Source organism: Devosia sp. MDV22-iso42 (assembly GCF_058629155.1).
Map to the genome: position 1 here is coordinate 53337 of NZ_JBZVWR010000009.1, position 24046 is coordinate 77382.

Genomic DNA, 24046 nt, shown 5'->3' on the forward strand with positions numbered 1-24046 from the left:
TTAGGCCACGATCTGGTCGATCGCCCGGGCCAGCGCGATATCCTTGGCGCTGAGCCCGCCCGCATCATGGGTGGAGAGCCGGATCGTCACCACATTGTAGCCATTGGACCAGTCCGGATGATGCCCGGCCTTCTCGGCGGCCAGCGCCACCCGGCTCATGAAGCCGAAGGCCTCGGAAAAATCCTTGAACTTGAACACATGGCTGATGGCATCGGCTGCCGCATCATAGATCCAGCCATTGAGGTTCCGCAGGCCCGCTTCGCGCTCGGCGTCGTTCAGTCTGTCGGCCATCTTTCGCCTCCTTCCATTGCCTTCAGCCATAGAAGGGCAAAGCGACCCTTCCAAGGCGCTGGAGGCCGATCCCTGTCACGCCATGACTGGCCGCCCGCCACCCGGCGAGACCACCAACAGCGCAACGAGCGCGGGCCGGTAACGCTCGACCTGAACCCCGGGCCGTCCCGTCCTGGCGCGCTTCGTGCGAACCTGATCTCCAGCGACTTGCCATCCTGGTGGGCCTGAAAAGGCCGCTGCTGCACAAAGATAGTTTGATCATGCCCCGGCATTCCAAGTCTATCCTAGAAGCAGCACTCAGTGATCTTCCAGCGCCGTGCCGATGAGGTTGTTTCTACATTCTTCGTAGAGCGCTCTGACATATATGTTTTTAGCCATGAATTGAGCCTGGCCGAAATAGACTTTGACCGGGGGCAAATTGTCGATTTTGACCTGCAATAGGTCGTCATCCTCGCTGGTCAGGCACCATGTCGGGATGATCGCAAACCCGAGCCCACTCTGGACGCAACGCTTGACGCTGGAACTGCCGGACGTCGAGATGGCGGGCTCCGTCTGCCCGCCACCCTTTGTCAGAAAATCCAGTGCGACATTTCGCAAAGTCTGCCCAGGCTCAAACGTTACCCAGGGGCGTCCCCGTGACCACGCCGGAATGTCCGCAACCGCAGGGGGGGCACCCCAGCTCCTGGGATAGACCAAAGTCAATTGATAGGTGCCGATCAGACTCTGCGGAACACCCGGGTCGCCAAAGAAGCGCTCACTGATGCAGACATCCAGACTGCCGTTCTTGACCAGCTCTGCCAGCGCCGTATCGCGCTCATAGGCGATGACTTCGACGCCGGGGAAACGCGCCTGGAATTTTACCAGGATCGACGGCAGCAGGTAGAAGAACACGGCCTGAGGCAATCCAATGCGGAGCACAGCCCGCTGGCTGTTAACCACCAGCGACAGCCGCTCCAGCATGATCTCGAGCTCGGGATGCAGCAGGTTGTAAAGTGCGGTCCCCCGCGCTGTCAGACGGATTTTTTTGGCGCCCTGATCGGATTCGACCAGCCGATCTTGCATGATCTGTTCCAGCCGCCGCACGTGGTTCGCCGCCGATTGGTAGCTCAGATTCAGCTCACGTGCCGCCGCGGAGTAGGACCCATGGCGGGCCACCTGGTAAAAGGTCTGGATCAGGGTGAGGTTTACTTCAGTCATCGAGGTCCTTCCGGGCTTGCCGGATGATAGAGCCCCCTCTGCGCTGAACAAGCTAGTGCAACGTCAGGCGTCTACAAAAAAGCAGGGGTCAGCGCCCCATGTCATTTGTATCGACGCTAAACCGCGGTGGCGGTCATTGTGGGGCGAAACGTTCTAGAGCCCTCTCATGATATCGCCCACCCGACATTCAACAGCTATTCCCAAGTCCGTCGTCGTGATCGGTGCTGGCATTGTCGGTATGTCGGCGGCGCACTTTCTGTCGCGTGCCGGCTGCCAGGTGCGCGTCATTGAAGCAACGGCCCCCGCATCCGGGGCCACCGGTTCATCTGATGGCGCCGTCTCGGTCGCCAGCAAGAAAGCCGGGCCGCTGATGACGTTGGCGATCGCCGGCGCCCAATTCTATCGCGACCTGACCCAGGCCGGTGTGCTGGCCGGTGAGTTCCATTCGCGCGCCACATATGTGGTTGCCACAGACGGCGATGAGTTGGCCGTGCTCCAGCGTCACGCCGCCCAGCTAGAGGCTGCCGGCGTTGACGCGCGCATGCTGACGGGCGCCGCCTTGAGGCGGATGCTCGGCCAAGCGGCACCATCGGCATGCGCGGCAGTTGCCGTGCAGGGCGATGGGCATGCGGTCGGCTATCGTGTCGTTGAGCGACTTCGCCAGCTAGGCGGTTTCACGATCGAACGTAATCTGCTCGTCAAGGGACTGGTCCAAAGCGATGGCCACGTAACGGGCGTCGCCACCGACAACGGCATCTTCGAGGCTGATGCCGTGTTGATCGCGGCCGGCGGTGGCTCCGCCACGTTCCTGGGAAGCTCTGACATTCTTCGGCCACGCAAGGGACAACTCATCGTCACTGAACGCGGCTATGCTGCCATGCCCGCTTTTCCCGGGCCACTGATGTCTTGCGGCTATCTGGTGAGCAAAGGCAGCCAGGTTGGCAGCGGACCTAACTCAAGCCGGGGCTTTGGCCTGGTTATCGATCCCTTGCGGACTGGTCAGTTCCTCATCGGTGGCACCCGCGAGGATAGCGCCGACGCGACCAGCACGGATCTGGCGGCCGTCGAGCGCCTGCTGCGCGACGCGGTGAACCTGTCGCCGTCGCTGGCGCAATTGCGCATAATCCGCGTCTTCGCCGGCGTTCGTGCCGCTACCAGCGACGGTCTCCCCATCGTCGGCGCCCTCGCTCCGCACGACAATGTCTGGATCGCCACCGGGTTTGAGGGGGACGGCATCTGCCTGGGCCCGCTCATGGCGCAGGCTTGCCAACAGCTGATCTGCGGCCAGACACCCGATATCGACATATCGGCTCTCGATCCCAATCGCTTCTCGCTCGGACGGGAGGCGGCATGAGCACATCACTCAAGACATTCTTGTGGGGCGGCAAACCAGTCCCCTTTGAGCCTTTTGACACAATCGCAGTTGCGCTCGACCGCGCCGGAATAAACACCCTTGGTGATGCGCAAGGCCATGGTGGCGGCCGCTATTTCTGCGGCATCGGCGCCTGCCAGGGTTGTATCGTGGGCGTGGATGGTGTGCACATGGAAGCCTGCCTGACCCCGGCATGTGAAGGCCAGCGGGTGCACCCCATTTGTCAGGTTACACCATGAGTGGGGCGCGCGTTCTTGTGGTCGGTGGCGGTCCCGCCGGCGTTGCGGCCGCCGTCGAACTAGCCACGGCGGGGCTCGCCGTGACCCTGATCGAGCAAGCGGGCAAGCTGGGCGGCGCAATTCATCACCAGCCAAACAATCCGGCCCGCAAGATTGCCGTACCGGCCGCGCAACGGCGACGCTGGGCCGAGTTGATGATGGCGTTTTCGGGCGCCGCAATCGAGGTCCGGTTTCGTCATGTCTTTACAGGCATCGACGGCACCGGCCTGGTCATGTGCGAAGATCGCGCGGCCGGCGCTGTTCGGGCCGAGCGCTTTGATGCTGTGATAATGGCGATCGGGGGGCTCGAACGCGTGCTGCCGCGGCCCGGGGCGCACCTGCCTGGTGTCGTCACCGCTGGGGGACTGCAGGTAATGATGAAGGCCACGGGCGTTGCGCCGGTTGGTGCAGTGCTGCTGGCCGGGTCGGGCCCGCTGCTGATTGCGCTAGGTGCGCAGATGTCTGCAGCGGGCAATCCACCAATCGCGATTCTTGAACGAAGCAAGGCGGCGGCATCGCCTTGGCTGCTCCTAAGTCTGCTGCGATCCCCAGCCTATCTGGTGGAAGCGGCAGTGCATATGTTCAGGTTGTGGCGCGCCGGTGTGCCGTGGCAGCTTGGCGTGTCGCTGTCAGCGATCCGCGCGACCGCAGATGGCCGCCTCGAAGCCACGCTGACGCAGGCCAACGGTCATCAGACCTGCATTCTCGCCGACCGCATTGCGCTGCATGATGGACTGCGCGCCAATAATCCCGCTCATGCCCCGTCATCGGCCGGCGACCTTGCACCCTACGTGATTTCTGCCGGGGACTGTCGGGAAGCGCTTGGTGGCGTTGCCGCGATTGCCGACGGGCAACGAGCGGCAGGGAGCATTATCACCCATCTTGGTGGGATCTGGCAGAACCAGGTCAGGGTTGAGGCGACGCTGGGCCATGAGCGCAAGGCGCAAGGCGCGCTTGCCCGTCACTTCGATTTTTACGGCCCGGACCTGAGCGAACTGCCGGACGAGACCATATTGTGTCGCTGCGAAGGGCGCACCGTCGGCGACCTGCGGGCGCTGCTTTCAAGCGACGATCTGCCGTCGCCGCGGGAAATAAAACTCAATGGCCGCTTTGCCATGGGTGCCTGTCAGGGACGGTTCTGTGCCGAATGGACCGCAGCCCTCGTGGCCGCCCGTACCGGCGGCAGTCCCCAGCCCTTAGCAGCCTTCACTGGCAATCGATGGCCCCTCAAACCCATTTCGATTTCATCCTTCCTAGGGACGTTGGCGCCAGACGCCACCCGCCCCCAAGCAGAAAACGAGAGCGATTGACCATGGCGAAAATACTGAAAATCGCGTCCACCAAACGCAATGAGCAGATTCTGGTGTCTTCACCCTTTGATGGGCGCCCGGTGGGCAGTGTCGATATTGCCGACGCAGACGAGATCTTCAAGGCCGTCCTCGCAGCCAAGAAAGCTCAGAATGGGTTTCGGTTCTCCATGCCGTCGCAACGCCGCGATCTGCTCAACGCGCTGGCCGGGATGATTGCTGGCCATGCCGAGATCCTGGCCCAACTGATCTGTGCCGAAGTGGGCAAGACCATTGGCGAGGCGCGCAACGAGGTGCGGCGGGCTCAGAATACACTTAAACTAGCGGGCGACGCGGCAACCTTTCTGGATGGCGAAGTGCTCCATTGCGGCATCGTCTCGGGTGGCGTGGATCGACAGGCCGTGGTGACCTATTCTCCGGTTGGCGTGGTGGGCGCCATAACGCCGTTCAATTATCCGCTCAATTTACTGTGCCACAAGCTGGGCCCCGCCATTGCCGCCGGCAACAGCGTTGTCGCCAAGCCGTCGCCCAAGGCCCCGCTGGCAGCACAAATGCTGGCTGAACTGGCGCTGGATGCGGGTTTTCCGGTCGGGCTGTTTCAGGTTGTCCATGGCGGTGCTGAACAGGCAATCGCGCTGGCGCGTGCGCCTATTGATCTGCTCAGCTTTACTGGCGGCCAAGCCGGTGGATTGGCACTCAAGAATGCTGCCGGGCTCATCCGCTGCTTGATGGAACTGGGCGGTAATGATCCCCTGTTTGTTCTGCCCGATGCCGACCTGGACGCGGCTGTCCTCACCGCAATCGCCCAGCGATATGAAATAGCCGGGCAGAGCTGCGCGGCGGTTAAAAAACTCTATCTTCACGCCGATATCCACGATACCGCGATGGCAATGCTCGACGATCGCATTGGGTCCCTGGTGCACGGCGATCCGCTCGATCCGGCAACCCAGATGGGACCGGTCATCGATACCGACGCAGCCGCCAATGTCGAGGCACGTATCGCCGCGGCCATCACTGATGGTGCCCGCCTCGTGCGGGGCGGTACGCGCAATGGCGCGCTGATGGCGCCCACTCTGGTCAGCGAAGTTCCGGCCGATGCCGCGCTGTTTGCTCAGGAGACCTTCGGACCCGTCATCTCGGTGCGTAAATTCTCCGATGCTGAACAGGTCATTGCCGAGTTCAACGCCGGTGTGCACGGCCTGCAGGCTGGCGTCTTCACCAATGATCATCGGGCCGTCAAGCTATTCTCCCGCAAGCTTCAGGTTGGCGGCGTCATGATCAATGAAGGCCCCGATTTCCGTGCTGAACACGTTCCGTTCGGTGGAATCAAGTCCAGCGGACTGGGCCGCGAGGGTGTTCGCATCACCCTGCGCGAAATGAGTGAGACCAAGGTGGTGATAGACTGATGGCCACCAGCAAGCGTTTTGCGGTTTATGGCGCCTCAGGCCGCGTCGGTGCCAGGCTGGTCGAAGCCATACTGGCCAGTCCAGGTATGGAACTGGCCGCCGCCCATGTCTCGCCGACCTCCAGCTGGATCGGCGGGCAGGTCGGCAATACGGCGATCGAATATCGCCAAGCCGAGTCGTGGATAGATACCCATTGCGACGCCATCATCGATTTTTCGACCCCGCAGGCCAGCATCGCCCTGCAGGCGTTGCTGGCAGACCGATCCATTCCGGTGGTGGTGGGCACAACCGGCTTTTCCGCCGCACAGCAGCAGCAGCTTGACGCGGCCGCGCGCCTGCGTCCGCTGATGGTGGGGATCAACTTTGCTTTGGGGTTCGGCGCCTTCACCGCGAGCGTACAAGATTTTGCCCGGGCCTTTCCAAGCGCGCGGGCACAGGTCAGCGAGACGTATCACCAGCGCAAGAAACGAGCTGCATCGGGTACTTCGCTCCTGCTGGCCGACATCATTCGGGACGCTCAAGGCAGTCACGCCGACCTGTCACCACCAGGACCGGAGATATCGATCCACCGCGCTGGCGATGTTGTAGGTGTCAATGAAGTGCATTTCGATCTGGGTGTTTCGCGGAGCAGCTTCAGCTTCAACGTGACCGCGTTGAACGCCTATGCCGAAGGAGCAATTGCCGGCGCCAACTGGCTGGCCGAACCGGGACGCAAGCGCGGACGCTATGACCCGTCTGACATCCGGACATGACCAGCCGCGTCTCACCAAATGCTTATCCAACAAGGACTCTATGACATGGCCAGCATGATCGACAGATTTTCGGGCGTCTTTACTGCCCTCGTTACCCCTTTCAGCGATAATGGCATCGACTACGACGCATATGATCGGTTGCTCGAAACACAGATTGACGCCGGGATCAAAGGTTTGGTGCCGGTTGGAACGACCGGTGAAGCGGCAACACTTGAAAAAGACGAGGTGGCGGCCCTGATCCGCCATACTGTCAGGCGTGTCGCCGGTCGGGCTTTTGTTCTCGCGGGGGCAGGGTCCAACAACACCCAACACGCCGTCGACGCCGCCCGCATGGCGGCGGACGCTGGCGCTGATGGTTGCCTTGTCGTTACCCCCTATTACAACAAGCCCAGCCAGGATGGCCTCATCCTGCACTATGCTGCAATTGCCGAGGCCGTCAGCACACCCATCATGTTGTACAGCGTCCCTGGACGCTGTGGCGTGGAGATTGCCGTCGAGACGGCCGCTGCCTTGGCCGCCGCGCACGCCAACATCATTGGCATCAAGGAGGCCGGCGGGCGCGCCGAGCGGATATCAGACCTCAGGGCCGCCTGTGGTGAGGACTTTGTCATCCATTCAGGCGACGATGATCTGACCTTGCCGTTCCTGGCGGTGGGCGCCCACGGCGTGACCAGCGTCATTTCAAACTATGCTCCGCAGGCCATGGTGGCACTTGTACGCGCCTGGGAGTCGGGCGATCTGACGGAAGCGCTTGTCTGGCATGAGCGTGTTCACGCCCTGGCCAAAGGCATGTTTGTCGAGAGTAATCCGGTACCAGTCAAATTTGCTTTGGCACTTCGCCAGAAAATGAATGGTGACGTTCGGGCGCCTCTGGCCCCATTGCGACCGACCAGCCGAACAGCTCTGATTTCCGCCCTCGAAGTCTTCGACGGCTACGCTGCCTAGGCGCGGACCTTCCAAGAAATGACACAAGTTGACTGCGCGCGTTTGCATTGAAGAGCGCAGGGTGGGGTTGCACTCTCAATTTGAGGGAAGGCGAGCCTCTGGGCTCGCAAGACTGAGGGACTAAAAGAACAAGAGGGAATTCGCCACTGGCGAAAAGGGAAAAACATGACAGAAATCAAGACAATTCTGGCAGCATCACTGATGGTACTTGGCGTGACGCTCACCGCGGCTCCTGCGCTCGCGCAGGATACCAAGAGCACCATCGACATGATCAAGGAGCGCGGCGTCCTGCGTATTCCTGCGATCATTAGCGAAGACCCTTACTTCAACAAGGATCCCCGCACGGGCGAGTGGACTGGATTCGTCATCGACATGGCCGGCGACATCGCCGAGACACTCGGCGTTGAGCTCGAAGTTGTTGAAAGTTCCTGGGCCAATTCGATCCTGGACGTTCAGTCGGGGAAGGTCGATATCGCCCTGGCGCTGACGGCTCTGCCCGCGCGTGCCCTGTCGCTGTCGTTTTCGGCACCCACCTACTACAACAGCTTTGTGATCGTCTCGCCAAAGCCACAGTTTGCTAGCGCTACCTGGTCGTCGCTCAACAATCCTGAGGTCACGGTGGCCGTCGACCTAGGTTCGGCGCAAGACCTGATCACAGAGCAATATCTGCCCAACGCCACCGTCCTGCGCTTCAAGACCCGCGATGAAGCGGTGCTGGCAGTCGCCAGCGGCAAGGCCGATTTGCTGGTCAACACCGTGCTCAACTCGATGGTGATGGTCAAACGCAATGCCGCACTTGGTGCGGTTTATACGCCACAGCCTGTGCTGTCGTCGCCGTCGGTCATTGGCATCAATTACGCTGCCGACGAGCAGTTCAAGTCCTTCATTTCTGCCTGGGCCGAATACAATCGCCGGGTCGGCAACAACCAGACCTGGATCGTCAAGGGTCTGGCGCCCTTTGGCATCGAGATCGTCGACCTCCCAGACGGCTTCAACATAGGCGGCTGATACGAACAATGGGGATGCCGATCGCCTCGGCATCCCTGCCCATCCAAGGAGACTGAACGATGTACAAATGGGACTTCAGCGCTGTCCTCCAATATTCGGACCTCTTTCTGTGGGGCCTTTGGATGACCCTGGCCTACACCGTCGGTTCGATCCTGATCGGGGTGATCATCGGTCTTGTCGCCTGCTTCGGTAGGCTCTCGCCATACGCGCCGGTCCGCTGGCTTTCGCGAGCCTATCAGGAAGTCTTCCGCTGTACGCCGCTGCTGGTGCAGCTGATGTGGTTCTACTACGCCTTGCCACTGCTGATCGGCGTGACCATCGACAACACGGTTGCCGCTATTGTGACGCTATCTTTGTATGCAGGCGCATTCTATGCCGAGATTTTTCGCGGCGGGATCCTGTCGATCGACAAGGGGCAATCCGAAGCGGCGCGTGCCATTGCCATGTCGAACGCCCAGACCATGTGGCGCATCGTCATCCCGCAGGCCGCCAAGCGCATGCTGCCTTCGTTCATCAACCAGTCCGTGATCCAGTTCAAGAACACCTCACTGATCTCGGTGATTTCTGTGGGTGAGCTCGCCTATATCGCCGCCGTGGTCAATGGGCGGACCTATCGGCCGCTGGAGGCTTTCACCATTGTGGCCGTTCTCTACTTTGCGCTGCTTTTCCCGCTGACGCAGATTGCCGACCATGTCGAACGCCGTCTTCGCGTGAACGAATAGACAGGCATGACGACCATTTCAAAGGAGGAACCGATTATGGTTTCGCAGGTCCCCAATATGTCAGCGACTGGTTCCACCGCAACCGGTGACGCTATCCTGACCGCATCCGGGTTGCGCAAGAGCTACGCCCGGCTCGATGTCATCAAGGATGTCGATCTTGCCCTGAAGGCGGGCGAGGTGCTTGCCATTATCGGCCCGTCCGGCTCTGGAAAATCAACGCTCATCCGCTGCCTCAACATGATGGAAACGCCGACTGCGGGCACCATCTCGTATAAGGGTCGTCTGGTGGAGAACCGTTTTTCCAGTCGGGCCGGCAAGATCGGTTGCGGCGAACTGCGACGCCATGTCGGAATGGTGTTTCAGCACTTCAACCTGTTTCCGCACAAAACCGTCATGCAAAACATCTGCGAGGGACCTCTGGTCGTTCTCAAGGAACCCCGCGATGTGGTGGAAGCGCGAGCGCTCGACCTGCTTGCCAAGGTGGGCCTGATTGACAAGCGAGACGTCTACCCCAACCACCTTTCAGGGGGCCAGAAGCAGCGCGTTGCCATTGCCCGAGCACTTGCCATGCAACCTGATGTCCTGCTGCTGGACGAAGTCACCAGTGCGCTTGACCCCGAATTGGTCGGCGAGGTGCTCGAAGTGATACGGGCCCTGGCTCACGACGGCATGACCATGGCCATCGTGACCCACGAAATGTCATTCGCTGCCGACGTAGCCGATCGTGTCGCCTTCATTGACGCGGGATGCATCAGCGAGATCGGAACGCCACAAAACGTCATCCGTGAGCCCAAAAGCGAACGCCTACAGTCTTTCCTGGCGCGGTTTCATTCCTGACGAAAGGTAAGCTGATGAAGGTATTGATCATTGGCGCGGGTCGCTTGGGGCTGGCGATCGGCGGTAAGCTTGTAGAATTTGCCGAATTCGACGTCGAACTTGCCGATACGACCACTGAAGCAACTGACGGCGCCCAGTCACGTGGATTTCACACGCGCCTGCTCGATGCCTCCGTTCTGCGCAACTGTATCTTGGCCCTGGAGTCAGTGGATATTGTTGTGAACGCTGGACCCAACCGGCTATCGGCCATTATTGCCCGTGCCGCAATGGAAACGGGAACTCACTATATCGACACAGCCGAGGACAGCAGTGCGATCAAGGCAATCGAAAGTGCTGGACTGGGCACGAGCGTGCTGCTGCCCGGCTGCGGGTTCTCGCCGGGCTTGGTTGCCAATATCGCTGCCGATCTGGCCAATGTGCTTGAGGGGCCGGTCGACATGGTGGTTCGCGCCGGTGCAGTTCCCGTCAATCCTTCAAGCGCCTTCGGCTATGGTCTGTCATGGGACGTCGATGGCCTGATCGCCGAGTACACCGGCGATTGCCAAGCGATCACCGAAGGCGCGCTTGTCAAAGTTGCCCCTCTCGAGGAGCACGAGAGCTTTGTGCTTGATGGCAGTCCGTACGAAGCATTCAGCACGGCGGGAGGACTGGGTGACCTCTGCCTGTCGTTGGTCAGCAAGGTACGCAACCTGAGCTTCAAGACAATCCGTTATCCCGGCCATCTGCATCTCGCCCGGTTTCTGTTCGAGGAACTGGGGCTCAAACGTCGCAGTGACATTCTCAAAACGGTCCTAAATTTTGGAATCCCGGAGATCGTCCAGGACGTGCTTATCGTTTTTATCAGCGTCCGCGGCACCTCACATGGACGCCCAGCGGAACGCACCTTCGTCCGGAAGTTCTATCATGAGCCCTCCGTCGTTGGGTTCCCCGGCAATGCGCTGAACCAGACATCTGCCGCACACGTGTGCGCCATGATCGACCTGATCAGCCAGGGTCTTGTGCATGAGGCGGGCCTGCACCGCCATGAAGATATTCCCTACGCTCTCATGAGCCAAAATCGCTTTCTGAAAGGCGTCCTCGCCTGACGGCGATTTGTCCAAGGTCAAATCACCACGGTTGCAGTGCGGCTGCCACTGTCGGAACCCCTCTAGTTACGACATTGCTTCCATGATTCTTCATTTCGCAGGTACTGAACAAGCCTGGCAGTTCTGGACAGAAGTGAGGAATGCATGGGCAGAGATTCTGATCTCAACGCGCGGGTCCTCGCCACGTATGCCAGCCCGGCTACGCTGCCAATATGGCTGCGCATCAGATGTCGGCGCAGCAGTTCCTCGAACGCCTGTTCGGCGATCTCGCCGGGCTGATCGTTGATGAAGATGCCCTGCGCGCAGAATGGAGTGACCCGGGTAGCCGCGACAAGCTGATCGCCGTCCTGGCTGAGCGCGGCTATGACGCCGACAAGTTGGACGACATGCGCCACCTGATCGACACGCCCAACAGCGACCTATTCGACGTCCTCCCCTATATCCGCTTCACCACGCCCGCCAGGACCCGCGTGGAGCGCGCTGCGGGCGCTGCCAGAGGCGATCTCGTCGTAATCGAAGGCAATATGGGCGACCTCCTCATCGGCGTCCTGCAGGCCTAGGCCGCCCATAGGGAGAGTGAACTCTCCCTGTCCTCAGCTTCGCCGGCGCCATATTTGGCGTTTTGCTCCCCAATCAGCCGGACAGTTCATCGCGCCGTGGAGACCCGGCGGCGCCCAGCCGGACGTCGCCCCAAGGCTAACCAAGCCAGAGAGAGTAAAACCAAAAATTTCAGAGGGTTGGCTGGTGCCGCTTAGGTGACTCGAACACCTGACCCCATCATTACGAATGATGTGCTCTACCAACTGAGCTAAAGCGGCAACGGTTGGCCTTTTACGTCGGGTTTTGGGCCGGTGCAAGAGGCAAGGCAATCTGCGCCGGCAATTGGCTGGGCAGGTCATCGCCGGACCGGGTCGTGGCCGCCTGGGTGGCGGTCATCGGCACCTTCCACTCAAAGGCATCCAGCCGCCCGGTCACCGGGGAAATCGGCTCCCACTCGTCGCTCACCATGCCATCGGCCGTCCAGGCCGGATCGCGTGGCGCCCGCACGGCACGGGCCAGCCATTCGCGGGCCTTGCCCTGGTCGCCATTCTGGCCTTCCTCGATCTCGGCCATCAGGCTGGCGACCCCCTGCGTGGCGTCCGGCCCCTCAAAGGGGGCCAGCGCATTGCGGGCCAGCGACCAGTCATAGGCATCGATGGCAGCCCGGGCCAGGGCCATGCCCGCGGCCCGGTGCGGCGGCGGCACCTCGATGATCTCGCCCAGCCGTTTGAGCCGGTCGACCGCCGACGCGCCCGGCTGGGCATGGGCATAGAGCGCGGCAATATCGGGATGCCCGGTGGCGCGCCAGATCCGGCGCAACAGGCTCATCGCCTTGCGCGTCTCGCCGCGATTGATATGGATGCGCGCCGCGATCAGCGCGGCGGGTACGAAATCGGGCAGCAGCTTGAGTGCGGTCAGCGCATGTTCAAGCCCGGCCAGCGGCTGGCTGGTTTCGGCTTCGCGCGCCCGCGCCGTTTCGATCACCGCCTGCCGGCGCCGCTTGCGGGCCCGCTCTTCCCGGCTGCCGGCCTGTTCGGCATTGACCATGGCCACGGCCTCGGCCCATTGCCCGCGCCGGGCCAGATCGTCAAACACCGCTTCCCCCGCCCAGCCGCTGCCCGGCGCCAGGGTCAGCGCCTTGCGGGCAAAGGTCAGCGCCGCCTGCGGTCGCTGCTGCGCCCGCGCCTGGTCATAGAGCCCGGTCAGCGCCGCCAGCGCCGTCTTGTCATCGGCAATCAGCGCCCGGTAATGCTCGCGCGCGGCCGGCATGTCGCCCAAAGCCAGATCGGCCCGGGCTTCGAGCAGCTTGGCCGCCGCATTGGCAGGCAGCCGCGCCTGGGCCTCGCGCGCCAGGGCCCGGGCCCGGGCCGGATCGCCGGCCTGCAGCGCAATCATCGCGTCGCTCAGCGCCTCGACGCCCTGCTCGCGCCGCCGCTCGCGACTGCGCCGCGCCATGGCGCGGGGCGCCGAAAGGATGCGCCGGACAATGGCCCAGACCAGGATGACCAGCATGGCCACGAGGAGGAAGATGAACACCGCCACGCCCAGCCGCGGCTGGGCGCGATAGCCCGCCACTTCCAGCGACAGCGTGCCGGGCAGCGAAATCATCCAGGCGGCAAGGGCCGCAATGACGAGGCTGCCGATAATCCACGTAGCGAGCCGGATCATCGGGTGACCTCGCCACCCAGCGCGGCGTCGCGCAGGTCTTGCAGGAACGTCTCGGCTTCGGCCTGTTCGGCCAGCAGCGCCGGCACGTCGTCAGCCGCCGCCTGCATCGGCACCGGCAGGCTTTCGAGCAGGGCCAGCGCGCTGGCAAATTCGCGACGCTCCACCGCGCCGATCAGGCGCGAGGTGATGGCCTCGGGCGTATCGCCCTCGATTTCCGCGGTCGGGCGCAGCGCAATGGCGCCGGCAAACCAGTCCAGCGCCCCGGTCTGCCACGCCGCATCCGGATTGGCCGGCCGGCCGGCCAGGATCGCCGGCAGCACCGCGTCGAATCGCCGTGCGATCTCGTCCGGACGGGTGAGACCCCCCATTGCCTGATTGGCGATCCGTGTCGGGATGGCGGCCTCGGGAACGGCCGAGCGCAGGGCCGCCAGTTCGGTCTCATAGGGGCGGCCGGTGGCAAAGGCGGTTTCAAAACCGGACAGGATCAGCGGCAGCGCCAGGACCGCGCCGATATCGCTGGGCTGCGCCGCCAGCGCCGCACTCGTTTCGGTGACGCTGCTGTCAAGGCTGCGCAGGCCCGACTCTGCCGTGCCCAGGCGCGCGGCCAGTTCTTCAATCCGCTCGCCCAGCGTCGCCAGATCGCCGCGCAGCGCATCAAGGGCAGTGGTATCGGCTGTCGGCGTTTCTGCCGCCGCCAGGCTATCGACCCGGGCACTGAGCGCCGCCAGATCGCCGGCAATGTCGGCGCTAGCGGTCGATGCCGCTACCGCATTGTCGGCTGCCGGCGCCCGTTCCAGCGTGGCCACCCGCTGGTTGAGCGTGGCCAGTTCGGCCTGGGTAGTCTGGGTCACGGTCTCGAGTTCGGGAATCGCCCTGCCATAGGCGGCCAGGCGGGGATCGGCTGCCACCGTCTCGACCGGTGCAGCGGGCCAGAGACCGGCATAGGCCAGGCCATAGGCAGCCCCCAGCCCGAGCAACCCGCCCACCAGGGCCGCACCGAAGCCGAAACCGGCAGCAGGCGCCGGCGCAGCCGCGCGTGGCTTGTCAGCTTGCCTGTCGCCCGCCTTGGCCTTGTCGGCAGCGGCGGCGAAGCCCGACGGGCCGGCGCCCGGCGCGGCCGCCCCTGCCGGTTTGCCGGCGCTTGCCGCCCCGGCGGCTGCAGGCGCGGCGGCGGTAGCAGCCTTGGCCGGGTCCGGCTTTGCCGAATCGGCGCCGACCGATCGCGCCGTCAGGTCGAGCACGGGCGGCTTGACCGCGCCGGATCGGACATCGCTGGCCTTTGCGTCGCTGGCCTTGGCCTGGTCGGCCTTGGGATCCGTGCCCTTGCTATCCGCCATATCGGGTCGTCCTCATGTTCGTGATCGACTATGGCCCAGTTTGCGCCCGGGCAAAACCCAGCGCCAGAACCATCATCGCTTCTTCATCGGGCCGATCAGCCAGGCTGATGCGGTTGAAATGCGCCTCCAGCAGCGGCTCCGCCACCGCCTCGCTCAGGCACAACAGACCAAGCCGCTGGCGCTGTGTCCGTTCCAGACTTTGCGCCAATTGCGCAAAGATTTCGGCCGTGCGCCGCGAATAGACCAGGGCCGCGTCGATGTCGCCATGGCGCAGCGCCGCCAGGATGTCGGGCGGCAGGGCCGGCACGGCCACCATGTCATAGATCCTGGCCGTAACCACCATCACCCCCAGCGGCGCCAGCGCCTTGCCCAGGTCGGCGCTCTGATGCTTGCCGGTGGGATAAAACAGCGGCCCCTGCAGCCCGGACAGCCCGATGGCATTGACCAGATCGGCAAAACTGCCGGCCGCGCTGCTGACCTTGATGAAGCCGGCGGCCTGTGCATCGCGCGCCGTGCGATCGCCCACCGCCAGCACCGGCAGATGCGCATAATCGCCCACCACGCCGCGCTCCACCAGGCTGCGCACGGCATTGGCGCTGGTCAGCACCACGGCGGCGAAACCGTCGGCCGGGGGCAGGCTGACCTCGATGGCGACGCGCTCCATCAGCGGCGCGGCCACCGCCTCGATGCCCAGCGCCTGCAACCGGGCCAGGCTCGACTGAGCATCGGGCTCCGGACGGGTCACCAGCATCCGCGTCATGTGGCTGCCGCCCATTTGGCCAGAAACTCCGTACCGGCCTGGGCCAGCAGATCCTCGCCGACCTGGCGACCCAAAGCGAAGGGATCAATGCCGCTGGCCGCGCTGTCAAAGGCGGTCTGGCCATCAAGGCTGAGGATCTGCCCCTTGAGAACCAGCATGTCGCCCTCAAGCCGCGTCAGCGCGCCCACCGGTGTCCGGCAGGAGCCATCGAGCACGGCCAGCATGGCGCGCTCGGCGCTGAGCGCCCGGTTGGTCGGCGCGTGATCGATGGCGGCGACCAGGGCGGCCATGCGCGCATCGTCGCTGCGCACCGCCAGCCCGATGGCACCCTGCGCCGGCGCCGGCATGAAGACTTCCGGATCCATCTGCCCGGTCGCCCGGTCGCCCTCGCCCAGCCGGTTGAGCCCGGCCATGGCCAGCAGCGTGGCATCGGCCACCCCGTCACTCAGCTTTTGCAGCCGTGTACCGACATTGCCGCGAAACGGCACGATCTGCAGGTCCGGGCGCCGCCGCAGCACCTGCGCCGCCCGCCGGATCGAAGAGGTGCCGAAATTGGCCCCCTCGGCCAGCTGGTCCAGGCTCGCCACCTTGAGCGACAGAAAGGCGTCGCGCACATCCTCGCGCTCCAAAAACGCCACCAGCGCCAGCCCGTCGGGCAGCCGCGTGGCCACGTCCTTGCTTGAATGCACACCGATATCGACGCGGCCACTGAGCATGGCGTCGTCGATTTCCTTGGTGAAGAGGCCCTTGCCGCCGATCTCGCTGAGGCTGGCATTGCTGGCCTGGCTGCGATCACCGCCGGTGGAGAGCACGTCTATGGTGATGTCGTCTTCGCTCACCCCATGCGCGCGCGCCAGCAGGCTGCGGACCAGCCGCGCCTGCATCAGCGCCAGGGGGCTGCCGCGGGTTCCGATTCGGGCAAAGACGGAGGGCGATTGCAATGTGATTTGGTCCTATAGTAGGCAGAGACCCATCAGGGAGTAACCAGTTCATCGTGACCGGGCAAGCGCCAGCCATCATTCTTGGTATCGAGACCAGCTGCGACGAGACCGCCGCCGCCGTGGTTATGCGAGACCAATTCGGCCATTCCACGATTCGGTCCAATGTGGTGCGCAGCCAGCTCGATGAACATGCGGCATTTGGCGGCGTGGTGCCAGAGCTGGCGGCCCGCGCCCATGTCACCTTTCTCGACCACATCATCGCCCAGGCCTGTCGCGAGGCCGGCATCGAACTGGCCGATGTCGACGCCATTGCCGCCACTGCCGGCCCCGGCCTGATCGGCGGTGTGCTGGTGGGCCTGACCACCGCCAAGGCGCTGGCTGCCGCGCTCGACAAGCCGCTGCTGGCCATCAACCACCTCGAAGCCCATGCCCTGACGGCCCGGATGACCGACGGCGTGGCCTTTCCCTATCTGATGCTGCTGGTCTCGGGCGGGCACAGCCAGTTCGTGCTGGTGCGCGGCGTCGGCGACTACCAGCGCTGGGGCACCACCATTGACGATGCCTTGGGCGAGGCCTTCGACAAGGTGGCCAAGCTGCTGAGCCTGGGCCATCCCGGTGGGCCAGCGGTGGAAGCCATTGCCAAACGGGGCGACCCGAGGCGCTTCAAGTTTCCCCGGCCGCTGCTGCGCGAGGCCAGGCTCGACTTTTCCTTTTCCGGCCTCAAGACCGCCGTCCGCCTGCAGGCAGAGGCGCTGGCGCCGCTAAGCGACCAGGACGTGGCCGACATTGCCGCCAGCTTCCAGGCGGCCGTCTCGGAGGTCATTTCGGTTCGTGCCCGACAGGCACTCGACCGCTTCAAGGCCGACCTGCCGGGCGAAGCGCTGCAACTGGTGGTCGCCGGCGGTGTCGCCGCCAACCGCGCCATCGCCACGGCCCTGGCCGAGGTCTGCGACAAGGCTGGCGCGACATTGATCGTGCCGCCCATTGCGCTCTGCACCGACAATGGCGCCATGGTCGCTTGGGCCGGTGCCGAACGCTTCGCCCTGGGCGTTGCCGATTCGCTGGTGTTTACCGCCCGGCCGCGCTGGCCGCTTGACCTGCCCGACATGAAGGTACCCGTCCATGTCTCATGAGACTGTCTCTGTCATCGGCGGCGGCGCCTGGGGCACGGCTTTGGCCCAGGCTGCCGCCATGGCCGGTCGCGAGGTCTCCCTCATTGTCCGCGACCCCGCCCAGCTGGACGAGATCAATGGCCACCACACCAACCAGGCCTATCTGGGCAGCCAGATCCTGCATGAGCGCATCCGCGCGAGCCTGATCGCAGGACCCGCCGATATCGTCATCCTGGCGGTGCCGGCGCAGTCGAGCCGCACCGCGCTGGCCGCGCTCGACCCGGACCTGCTGGCGCACCGGCCCGTCGTGCTGGCTGCCAAGGGCCTCGAAACCGGCACCCTGGAGCGCCAGAGCGAAATCCTGGCCGACATGGCGCCGCATGCCGTGCCCTATGTGCTTTCCGGCCCCAGCTTTGCCAGCGATGTCGCCGCTGGCCGGCCCACCGCCGTCACCCTGGCCGGCGATGATGCCGACCATACCTCCCTGCTGGCCGCGGCCCTGGCCGGCCCGAGCTTTCGCCCCTATGCCAGCGACGACCGCATTGGCGTCGAAATCGCCGGGGCGCTCAAGAATGTCTATGCCCTGGCCTGCGGCGCCATCGAGGGCGCCGATCTGGGCGCCTCGGCCCGCTCGGCCCTGATCGCCCGCGCCTTTGCCGAAATGGCCCGCATGGTATCGGCCATGGGCGGCTCCGCCTCGACCCTGACCGGGCTGGCCGGCCTCGGCGACCTGACGCTGACCTGCACCTCGGTGCAGTCGCGCAACTACCAGTTCGGCATGGCACTGGGCCGCGGCCAGACCGTCGGGCAGATCATGGCCTCTGGCGCCAAACTGGCCGAAGGTGTCGCCACCACCCCGGTGGCCGATGCCCTGGCCAAGAGCCTCGACGTTGACGCCCCCCTGATTGTCGCCGTGCACGCCGTGCTCAGCGGGCAGGCCAATATTGCCACCGTCGTTGCCGGCCTGATGGCCCGCCCGCTCAAACGTGAGGACTGACCTATGCTCTACGCCATGATCGCCAAGGACAAGCCGGGAATGGGCGACAAGCGCACCGCGACGCGTCCCGTCCATCTCGAGCACCTGCATGCCCTGGGCGATAGGCTGGTCCTGGCCGGCGCCCTGCTGGACGGCGAGGACAAGCCCGAAGGCTCGCTGATGGTGGTTGAGGCCGAAAGCCTCGAAGCGGCGACGGCCATGTTCATGGCCGATCCCTTCATCAAGGAAGGCATTTTCGGCACCACCGAAATCAAGCCCTGGCGCGTCGCCATCAACAACATGGCCAAGAAGGACTGACGCCAATGGCCTATTGGCTGATGAAATCGGAGCCCGACGTCTTCTCGTTCGATGACATGGTCGCCAAGACCAAGCGCGGCGAGACCGAAGCCTGGCATGGCGTGCGCAACTATGCCGCCCGCAACAATATGCGGGCCATGGCTTTGGGCGACCAGGCCTTCTTCTACCATTCCAATATCGGCAAGGAGATCGTTGGCATCATAGAGATCGTCGGCCTGGCCCATCCCGACGATACGGCCGAGCTCAATGCCAAGGGTGAGGTGGTGTGGGAATGCGTCGACGTTGCCTCGGTCAAGGCGCTGCCCAAGCCGGTGACCCTGGCCACCGTCAAGGCCACGCCCGAACTGGCCGGCCTCGAACTGGTCAAGCTGTCGCGCCTGTCGGTCTCCAAGGTCAGCCCGGATGAATGGGCGCTGCTCTGCCAGATGGGCGGGCTCTGACCCCCGGCTACCCAAGCGTGCCGGCCCGCGCTAGACTTTTCCCGCACAATCCAGTCTCGGGGGAGAAGAACATGCTGCACTTTGCCGTCAACTGGCTGGCCGTCGTGCTGGCCACCGTCACCGCCTGGGCCTTTGGCGCCGTCTGGTACATGGTCCTGGCCAGGCCCTGGCTGGCCTCCATCGGCAAGACGGCCGACCAGATCGACCGTAGTGATTACACGCCCTATCTGTGGTCTGTGCTGTGCATCTTCACCATGGCCTATTTCCTGGCCGTGCTGACGCCGGCCCTGACCGGGGCCACCACGGTCGCCAATGGCCTGCTGGTGGGCGGACAGCTGTGGCTGGGTTTCGTGATCACCGCCATGGTGCTCAACCACCGCTACCAGGGCGCGCCCTGGTCGCGCACGCTGATCGATGGCGGTTATCTGCTCGGCGTGCTGCTGCTCGCGGGCGTGGTCATCGGCCTGTTCGGCTGACCGTTGCCGGCCGGGACTGAGGCGCCGCTGCGCCTCAGTTATCCACCACGATGGGCGGTATATGCTGCGGCTCGCTGGGCGGCGCATATTTGTTGAGCAGGCTGACCTGGCTGATCGAAAACAGGATTGTCAGCGGCATCACACCAAAGGTCTTGAACGAGACCCAGAGGTCCGTCGCCGCCTTGGGATCGCTGGGGTGATAGAAGGCCGCGCCGCGCCACACCACCTCGTTGATCACCGCCAGCAGCACGAAGAACAGGCCCCAGTTCAGCGTCAGCTTGCTCCAGCCTTCCGGCCGCAGCTTGTAGACGTCGCCGAACACATATTTGAGCAGCGAGTGCCCGAATACCAGCCCGCCCAGCAGCACCGCGGCGAACAGGCCATTGGTGATGGTCGGCTTGATCTTGATGAAGGTATCGTCCTGCAGCCACAGCGTCAGCCCGCCGAACACCAGCACCACGACGCCGGTGACCAGCGGCATGACGGCAATCTTTTTCAGGATCAGCCAGCTGGCCAGCAGCGAGATCACCATGGCGCCCATGAACCAGGCCGTGGCGGCAAAGATGTCGGCGCGCGCATTGACGATGAAGAAGATCACCAGCGGCCCCAGCTCCAGCGCCATCTTGATCAGTTGCGGACGCAGCTCGTCCCAGTTGATCTCCGGTTCGGCTTGCGGCGTGGCTTTTTCAGACATGGTGTTTCTCGTTTCGGCTTGGCGGCAATGTGAGCGCTGCGGCCTGAGCATGCAAGGCCTCGTTAGGGGCCAAGCATGGTCAGATTAGGGCTGTTCGCGCCCGGCAATGGCCTGGGCGAAGTCGGCGGCAGTAAAGGCCTGCAGATCGCCCACCCCTTCGCCCACGCCGATGAAATGCACCGGCAGGCCGAACTTGCGGGCAATGGCCACCAGAATGCCGCCCCTTGCGGTACCATCGAGCTTGGTCATGACCAGGCCGGTGACGCCGGCCCGCTGGCCGAAGATCTCCACCTGCTTGAGCGCGTTCTGCCCGGTGGTGGCATCCAGCGTCAGCACGGTGGCATGCGGCGCGCTCGGATCGACCTTCTTGATCACCCGGATGATCTTTTCGAGCTCGTTCATCAGTTCGTCGCGGTTCTGCAGCCGCCCGGCCGTGTCGATGATCAGCACGTCACGGCCTTCGGCCCGCGCCTGTGTCACTGCGTCAAAGGCAAGACCCGAGGCGTCCGACCCGGCGGGGCGGGACACGACGGTAGCGCCGGTGCGCTGGCCCCAGACCTGCAATTGTTCAATGGCCGCGGCGCGGAACGTGTCGCCCGCCGCCAGCATCACCGAGCGGCCCTCCCCGACAAATTTCTGCGCCAGCTTGCCGATCGTCGTGGTCTTGCCCGAGCCATTGACCCCGATCATCAGGATGATGAACGGCTTCTGGGCGGTGTCGATCTGCAAGGGCCGCGCCACTGGACCGAGCACCTTTTCCACCTCGGCCGCCAGCACGGCCCGCACATCTTCTCCCGAGACATCGCGATCAAAGCGGTCACGGCGCAGGATATCGGTAATGGCGGTCGCGGTTTCGATCCCCAGATCGGCCTGGATCAGCACCTCCTCGAGCTCGTCGAGCGTCGCATTGTCCAGCTTGCGCTTGGTGAAGACCGCCGTGATCGAGCCGCTCAGCTGATTGGAGGACCGCTTGAGCCCGGAGGCCAGGCGCGCCAGCCAACCTTCCGGCTCGACAGGAGCACGCGTTGCCGCCACGGCGGGCACCACGGCATGGGCGCGCGCCTCCACGGCCTCGACATAATCCGGCGTGGTTTCCGGCGGGCCGGGCAGAGGCACATGCTCAGGCGCTGGCGGCGTCACTGGCGCCTGTAGCGCCTCTGAAACTGTCTCAGGCGCCGGGGCGGGCTGGACCACGTCCGACGGCACCGGCACCGGGGCAGCCTCGGGCAGTGTTTCGGCCGGCGCCGGACGGGGATCGGGCACCGGCGGGGCGACCTCGGCCCCGAACAGGCGCTTGAAAAATCCCGGCTTCTTGTCGGTCATCGGCGGACTTTCTCTATATTAGGCAGCTTCGCGCACCGCTTCGCCGACAAGGCCGGCATCTCGGCTCGCCATGATCCGAACGGCCAGCAGGTCACCCGGTTGCGCCGTCGGCACACGGACCGGCAGGTATTGCTCGGTCCGACCCACGCCATTGCGTTCCATCAGCACGGTTTCGACTCTGCCGACGCGGCTGGCGCACAGCGCCTTGAACTCGGCCTCGCCCGCTGCCCGCAGCAGCCTCGCCCGCTCCCGGGCGATGGACTGACTGACCTGCGGCATGCGCGCCGCCGGCGTGCCTTGCCGCGGCGAATAGGGAAAGACGTGCAGATGCGTCAGCCTGGCCTCGCTGACAATGGCCAGCGTATTGGCAAACATCGCGTCATCCTCGGTGGGAAAGCCGGCAATGATATCGGCCCCGAACACCATGTCGGGCCGCAGGCTGCGCAGCTTGGCCATGATGGCCAGCGCGTCGTCGCGGCTATGCCGGCGCTTCATGCGCTTGAGCACCATATCGTCGCCCGATTGCAGCGACAGGTGCATATGCGGCATCAGCCGGCGCTCGCTGGCGACCGCGTCATAGAGCGCCGCGTCGGCCTCGATACTGTCGATCGAGGAAATCCGCAGCCGCGGCAAGTCGGGCACATGCCGCAGGATGGACTGGGTCAGCTTGCCCAGCGTCGGCGCCCCCGGCAGGTCCGGCCCATAGGAGGTGATATCCACCCCCGTGAGAACCACTTCGCCATAGCCGTTGCCGACCAGCTTCTTGACCTGTTCGACCACCAGGCCCATCGGCACCGAGCGCGACGGGCCGCGGCCAAACGGGATGATGCAGAAGGTGCAGCGGTGGTCGCAGCCGTTCTGCACCTGCACGAAGGCGCGGGCGCGCCCATCCATGCCCTCGATCAGGTGGCCCGCGGTTTCCCGCACGCTCATGATGTCGTTGACCTGTACCTTGTCGTTGAGCGGCGTGCCGAACACCAGGGGGGCGTAGCTGGCCGCCTGCATCTTGTCATTGTTGCCGATGACGAGATCGACCTCTTCCATGTCGCCAAAGCTGCGCGCCTGGGTCTGCGCGGCGCAACCGGTGACGATGATGCGCGCCAGCGGATGGTCCCGCCGCGCCTTGCGCACGGCCCGTCTGGCCTGGCGCACAGCCTCCTCCGTCACGGCGCAGCTATTGATGATGACGGCATTGTCGAGCCCGGCCTTTTCGGCCTCCGCCTTCATCACCGCGGCTTCATAGGCATTGAGACGACAGCCAAAGGTCAGCGTTTCCACTGCCATCAGGCTGCAGCCTCCGCCCGGACCCAGGCGCCGCTGGCCGGATCGAGCGTGCCGGTCCATTCCAGTTCGGCCGGGCCGGTCAGCACCACATGGTCGTCATCGCGCCATTCGACGCGCAGATCGCCACCGGGCACGGTGACGGTCGCGGCCCGGGCGCTGCGCTTGGTACGCGCGCCATTGACCACCGCGGCGCAGGCCGCCGTGCCGCAGGCCTCGGTGAGGCCGGCGCCGCGTTCCCAGGTGCGCAGGATGATCCGGTCGGGCGCCAGCACCTGCGCGATCGAGATATTGGCGCGCTCGGGAAAGATCGGATGGTTTTCCAGCATCGGCCCGAACCGGTCCAGCGCATAGTTCCACACATCGTCATGCACCCAGAACGTGGCCTGCGGATTGCCCATCGAGGCCACCGAGGGCGAGTGCAGTACCGGCGCATCGATCGGGCCGATCTGCAGCTCGATCTTGCGGGTATCGGCAAATTCCTCGGCCAGGGGAATGTCGTACCAGGCCAATTTGGGCGTGCCCATGTCGACGGTGATCAACCCGTCGGGCTGCTCCTCGCCAAACAGGATGCCGGCCACGGTTTCAAAGGTGAAGGCCTGCCGGCCCTGCTCGGCGGTCAGCGCCTGCACCACGCAGCGCATGCCATTACCGCAGGCCTGGGCGCGCGAGCCGTCCGAATTGATGATGTCGATATAGGCCACGGTACCCGGGATACGGGAATCGTGGATCGCCATGATCTGGTCGAACTTGGTGCCCGGCGTGGCGTTGATGGCAATGGCCGCGGCGGGCGTGACCCGGTCGTCGCGGCCGCGCATGTCGGCCACGATGATCTGGTTGCCCAGCCCGTTCATCTTGAGAAACGGCACACTGCTCACTGTCTGCCTCGCCCAGCATTGGAAGGAATGTCCCTATATGGCTGATGCAGCCGAAAAATGCCAGTGGCCGCCGTTTCGCGCGCCCGGCTTCGGTGCCGCCGG

Annotated in this window: 26 protein-coding genes and 1 tRNA gene; 16 read left to right on the plus strand and 11 right to left on the minus strand. The window is 64.2% G+C overall.

What is annotated here, in order from left to right; genetic code table 11:
* Both AC4NN3_RS10145 and AC4NN3_RS10150 read right to left on the minus strand, forming a co-directional pair.
* Complete coding sequence (locus tag AC4NN3_RS10145; protein WP_491926983.1) at positions 1-291, minus strand: 4a-hydroxytetrahydrobiopterin dehydratase; 291 nt, start codon at positions 289-291, stop codon at positions 1-3.
* 297 nt (positions 292-588) lie between these two features.
* Positions 589-1488: a LysR family transcriptional regulator gene (locus AC4NN3_RS10150; protein ID WP_491926984.1), complete on the minus strand. Its 900-nt coding sequence runs from the start codon at positions 1486-1488 to the stop codon at positions 589-591.
* A 166-nt stretch (positions 1489-1654) separates the two neighbouring features.
* Between AC4NN3_RS10150 and AC4NN3_RS10155 the strand changes: the two genes are divergently transcribed.
* The 11 genes from AC4NN3_RS10155 to AC4NN3_RS10205 all read left to right on the plus strand — a co-directional run bounded on the left by AC4NN3_RS10155 (position 1655) and on the right by AC4NN3_RS10205 (position 11760).
* Positions 1655-2842: an NAD(P)/FAD-dependent oxidoreductase gene (locus AC4NN3_RS10155; protein WP_491926985.1), complete on the plus strand. Its 1188-nt coding sequence runs from the start codon at positions 1655-1657 to the stop codon at positions 2840-2842.
* On the plus strand, positions 2839-3099 hold the full coding sequence (locus AC4NN3_RS10160) for a 2Fe-2S iron-sulfur cluster-binding protein (RefSeq protein WP_491926986.1): 261 nt from the start codon (positions 2839-2841) through the stop codon (positions 3097-3099). Before AC4NN3_RS10155 ends, AC4NN3_RS10160 begins: the two co-directional genes overlap by 4 nt.
* Positions 3096-4448: an FAD-dependent oxidoreductase gene (locus AC4NN3_RS10165; protein ID WP_491926987.1), complete on the plus strand. Its 1353-nt coding sequence runs from the start codon at positions 3096-3098 to the stop codon at positions 4446-4448. Before AC4NN3_RS10160 ends, AC4NN3_RS10165 begins: the two co-directional genes overlap by 4 nt.
* 2 nt (positions 4449-4450) lie before the next feature.
* Positions 4451-5851 (plus strand): aldehyde dehydrogenase family protein, encoded by a 1401-nt coding sequence (locus AC4NN3_RS10170; RefSeq protein ID WP_491927305.1) that lies wholly within the window; start codon positions 4451-4453, stop codon positions 5849-5851.
* On the plus strand, positions 5851-6603 hold the full coding sequence (locus tag AC4NN3_RS10175) for a 4-hydroxy-tetrahydrodipicolinate reductase (protein ID WP_491926988.1): 753 nt from the start codon (positions 5851-5853) through the stop codon (positions 6601-6603). Before AC4NN3_RS10170 ends, AC4NN3_RS10175 begins: the two co-directional genes overlap by 1 nt.
* Positions 6604-6648: 45 nt before the next feature.
* Complete coding sequence (gene dapA, locus AC4NN3_RS10180) at positions 6649-7548, plus strand: 4-hydroxy-tetrahydrodipicolinate synthase (RefSeq protein ID WP_491926989.1); 900 nt, start codon at positions 6649-6651, stop codon at positions 7546-7548.
* Positions 7549-7713: 165 nt separating this feature from the next.
* Entirely contained in the window at positions 7714-8556 is an 843-nt protein-coding gene (locus AC4NN3_RS10185; protein ID WP_491926990.1) for a transporter substrate-binding domain-containing protein, read from the plus strand.
* Between the two features lie 59 nt (positions 8557-8615).
* Entirely contained in the window at positions 8616-9278 is a 663-nt protein-coding gene (locus AC4NN3_RS10190; RefSeq protein ID WP_491926991.1) for an amino acid ABC transporter permease, read from the plus strand.
* Between the two features lie 57 nt (positions 9279-9335).
* Positions 9336-10115, plus strand: coding sequence for an amino acid ABC transporter ATP-binding protein (locus AC4NN3_RS10195; protein ID WP_491927306.1), 780 nt, complete (start codon positions 9336-9338; stop codon positions 10113-10115).
* A 14-nt stretch (positions 10116-10129) separates the two neighbouring features.
* The gene (locus AC4NN3_RS10200) at positions 10130-11200 is read left to right on the plus strand and encodes a saccharopine dehydrogenase family protein (RefSeq protein ID WP_491926992.1); all 1071 of its coding nucleotides are present in this window, start codon (positions 10130-10132) and stop codon (positions 11198-11200) included.
* A gap of 212 nt (positions 11201-11412) precedes the next feature.
* Positions 11413-11760, plus strand: a complete 348-nt coding sequence (locus AC4NN3_RS10205) for a type I restriction-modification enzyme R subunit C-terminal domain-containing protein (protein WP_491926993.1) — start codon at positions 11413-11415, stop codon at positions 11758-11760.
* Between the two features lie 182 nt (positions 11761-11942).
* On the opposite strand, the gene AC4NN3_RS10210 is transcribed toward AC4NN3_RS10205, so the two are convergent.
* From AC4NN3_RS10210 to hemC, 5 genes are all read right to left on the minus strand, one after another.
* Positions 11943-12018, minus strand: a tRNA-Thr gene (locus AC4NN3_RS10210).
* Positions 12019-12031: 13 nt separating this feature from the next.
* Positions 12032-13408, minus strand: coding sequence for a heme biosynthesis protein HemY (locus AC4NN3_RS10215; RefSeq protein WP_491926994.1), 1377 nt, complete (start codon positions 13406-13408; stop codon positions 12032-12034).
* The gene (locus tag AC4NN3_RS10220) at positions 13405-14745 is read right to left on the minus strand and encodes a COG4223 family protein (protein WP_491926995.1); all 1341 of its coding nucleotides are present in this window, start codon (positions 14743-14745) and stop codon (positions 13405-13407) included. The genes AC4NN3_RS10215 and AC4NN3_RS10220 overlap by 4 nt, the downstream gene beginning before the upstream one ends.
* Before the next feature lie 28 nt (positions 14746-14773).
* Positions 14774-15520, minus strand: a complete 747-nt coding sequence (locus tag AC4NN3_RS10225) for a uroporphyrinogen-III synthase (protein WP_491926996.1) — start codon at positions 15518-15520, stop codon at positions 14774-14776.
* Positions 15502-16446, minus strand: a complete 945-nt coding sequence (gene hemC, locus AC4NN3_RS10230; protein WP_491926997.1) for a hydroxymethylbilane synthase — start codon at positions 16444-16446, stop codon at positions 15502-15504. The genes AC4NN3_RS10225 and hemC overlap by 19 nt, the downstream gene beginning before the upstream one ends.
* Positions 16447-16499: 53 nt before the next feature.
* Between hemC and tsaD the strand changes: the two genes are divergently transcribed.
* From tsaD to AC4NN3_RS10255, 5 genes are all read left to right on the plus strand, one after another.
* Positions 16500-17579, plus strand: coding sequence for a tRNA (adenosine(37)-N6)-threonylcarbamoyltransferase complex transferase subunit TsaD (gene tsaD, locus AC4NN3_RS10235; protein ID WP_491926998.1), 1080 nt, complete (start codon positions 16500-16502; stop codon positions 17577-17579).
* Positions 17569-18555 carry an NAD(P)H-dependent glycerol-3-phosphate dehydrogenase gene (locus AC4NN3_RS10240; protein WP_491926999.1) on the plus strand — a complete coding sequence of 329 codons (987 nt, stop codon included), beginning with the start codon at positions 17569-17571 and terminating at the stop codon, positions 18553-18555. The genes tsaD and AC4NN3_RS10240 overlap by 11 nt, the downstream gene beginning before the upstream one ends.
* Positions 18556-18558: 3 nt before the next feature.
* Positions 18559-18852, plus strand: a complete 294-nt coding sequence (locus AC4NN3_RS10245; RefSeq protein ID WP_491927000.1) for a YciI family protein — start codon at positions 18559-18561, stop codon at positions 18850-18852.
* A 5-nt stretch (positions 18853-18857) separates the two neighbouring features.
* On the plus strand, positions 18858-19292 hold the full coding sequence (locus AC4NN3_RS10250; protein WP_491927001.1) for an EVE domain-containing protein: 435 nt from the start codon (positions 18858-18860) through the stop codon (positions 19290-19292).
* A gap of 71 nt (positions 19293-19363) precedes the next feature.
* The gene (locus AC4NN3_RS10255; protein WP_491927002.1) at positions 19364-19768 is read left to right on the plus strand and encodes a DUF1761 domain-containing protein; all 405 of its coding nucleotides are present in this window, start codon (positions 19364-19366) and stop codon (positions 19766-19768) included.
* A 34-nt stretch (positions 19769-19802) separates the two neighbouring features.
* Here AC4NN3_RS10255 and AC4NN3_RS10260 read toward each other — a convergent pair whose 3' ends face one another.
* From AC4NN3_RS10260 to dapF, 4 genes are all read right to left on the minus strand, one after another.
* A complete protein-coding gene (locus AC4NN3_RS10260; RefSeq protein ID WP_491927003.1) occupies positions 19803-20462 on the minus strand; it encodes a septation protein A in 660 nt (219 codons plus the stop codon).
* Positions 20463-20546: 84 nt separating this feature from the next.
* Complete coding sequence (ftsY, locus tag AC4NN3_RS10265; RefSeq protein WP_491927004.1) at positions 20547-21785, minus strand: signal recognition particle-docking protein FtsY; 1239 nt, start codon at positions 21783-21785, stop codon at positions 20547-20549.
* An 18-nt stretch (positions 21786-21803) separates the two neighbouring features.
* The gene (gene mtaB / locus AC4NN3_RS10270; protein WP_491927005.1) at positions 21804-23069 is read right to left on the minus strand and encodes a tRNA (N(6)-L-threonylcarbamoyladenosine(37)-C(2))-methylthiotransferase MtaB; all 1266 of its coding nucleotides are present in this window, start codon (positions 23067-23069) and stop codon (positions 21804-21806) included.
* A complete protein-coding gene (dapF, locus tag AC4NN3_RS10275; RefSeq protein WP_491927307.1) occupies positions 23069-23920 on the minus strand; it encodes a diaminopimelate epimerase in 852 nt (283 codons plus the stop codon). Before dapF ends, mtaB begins: the two co-directional genes overlap by 1 nt.
* Positions 23921-24046 lie beyond the last annotated feature (126 nt).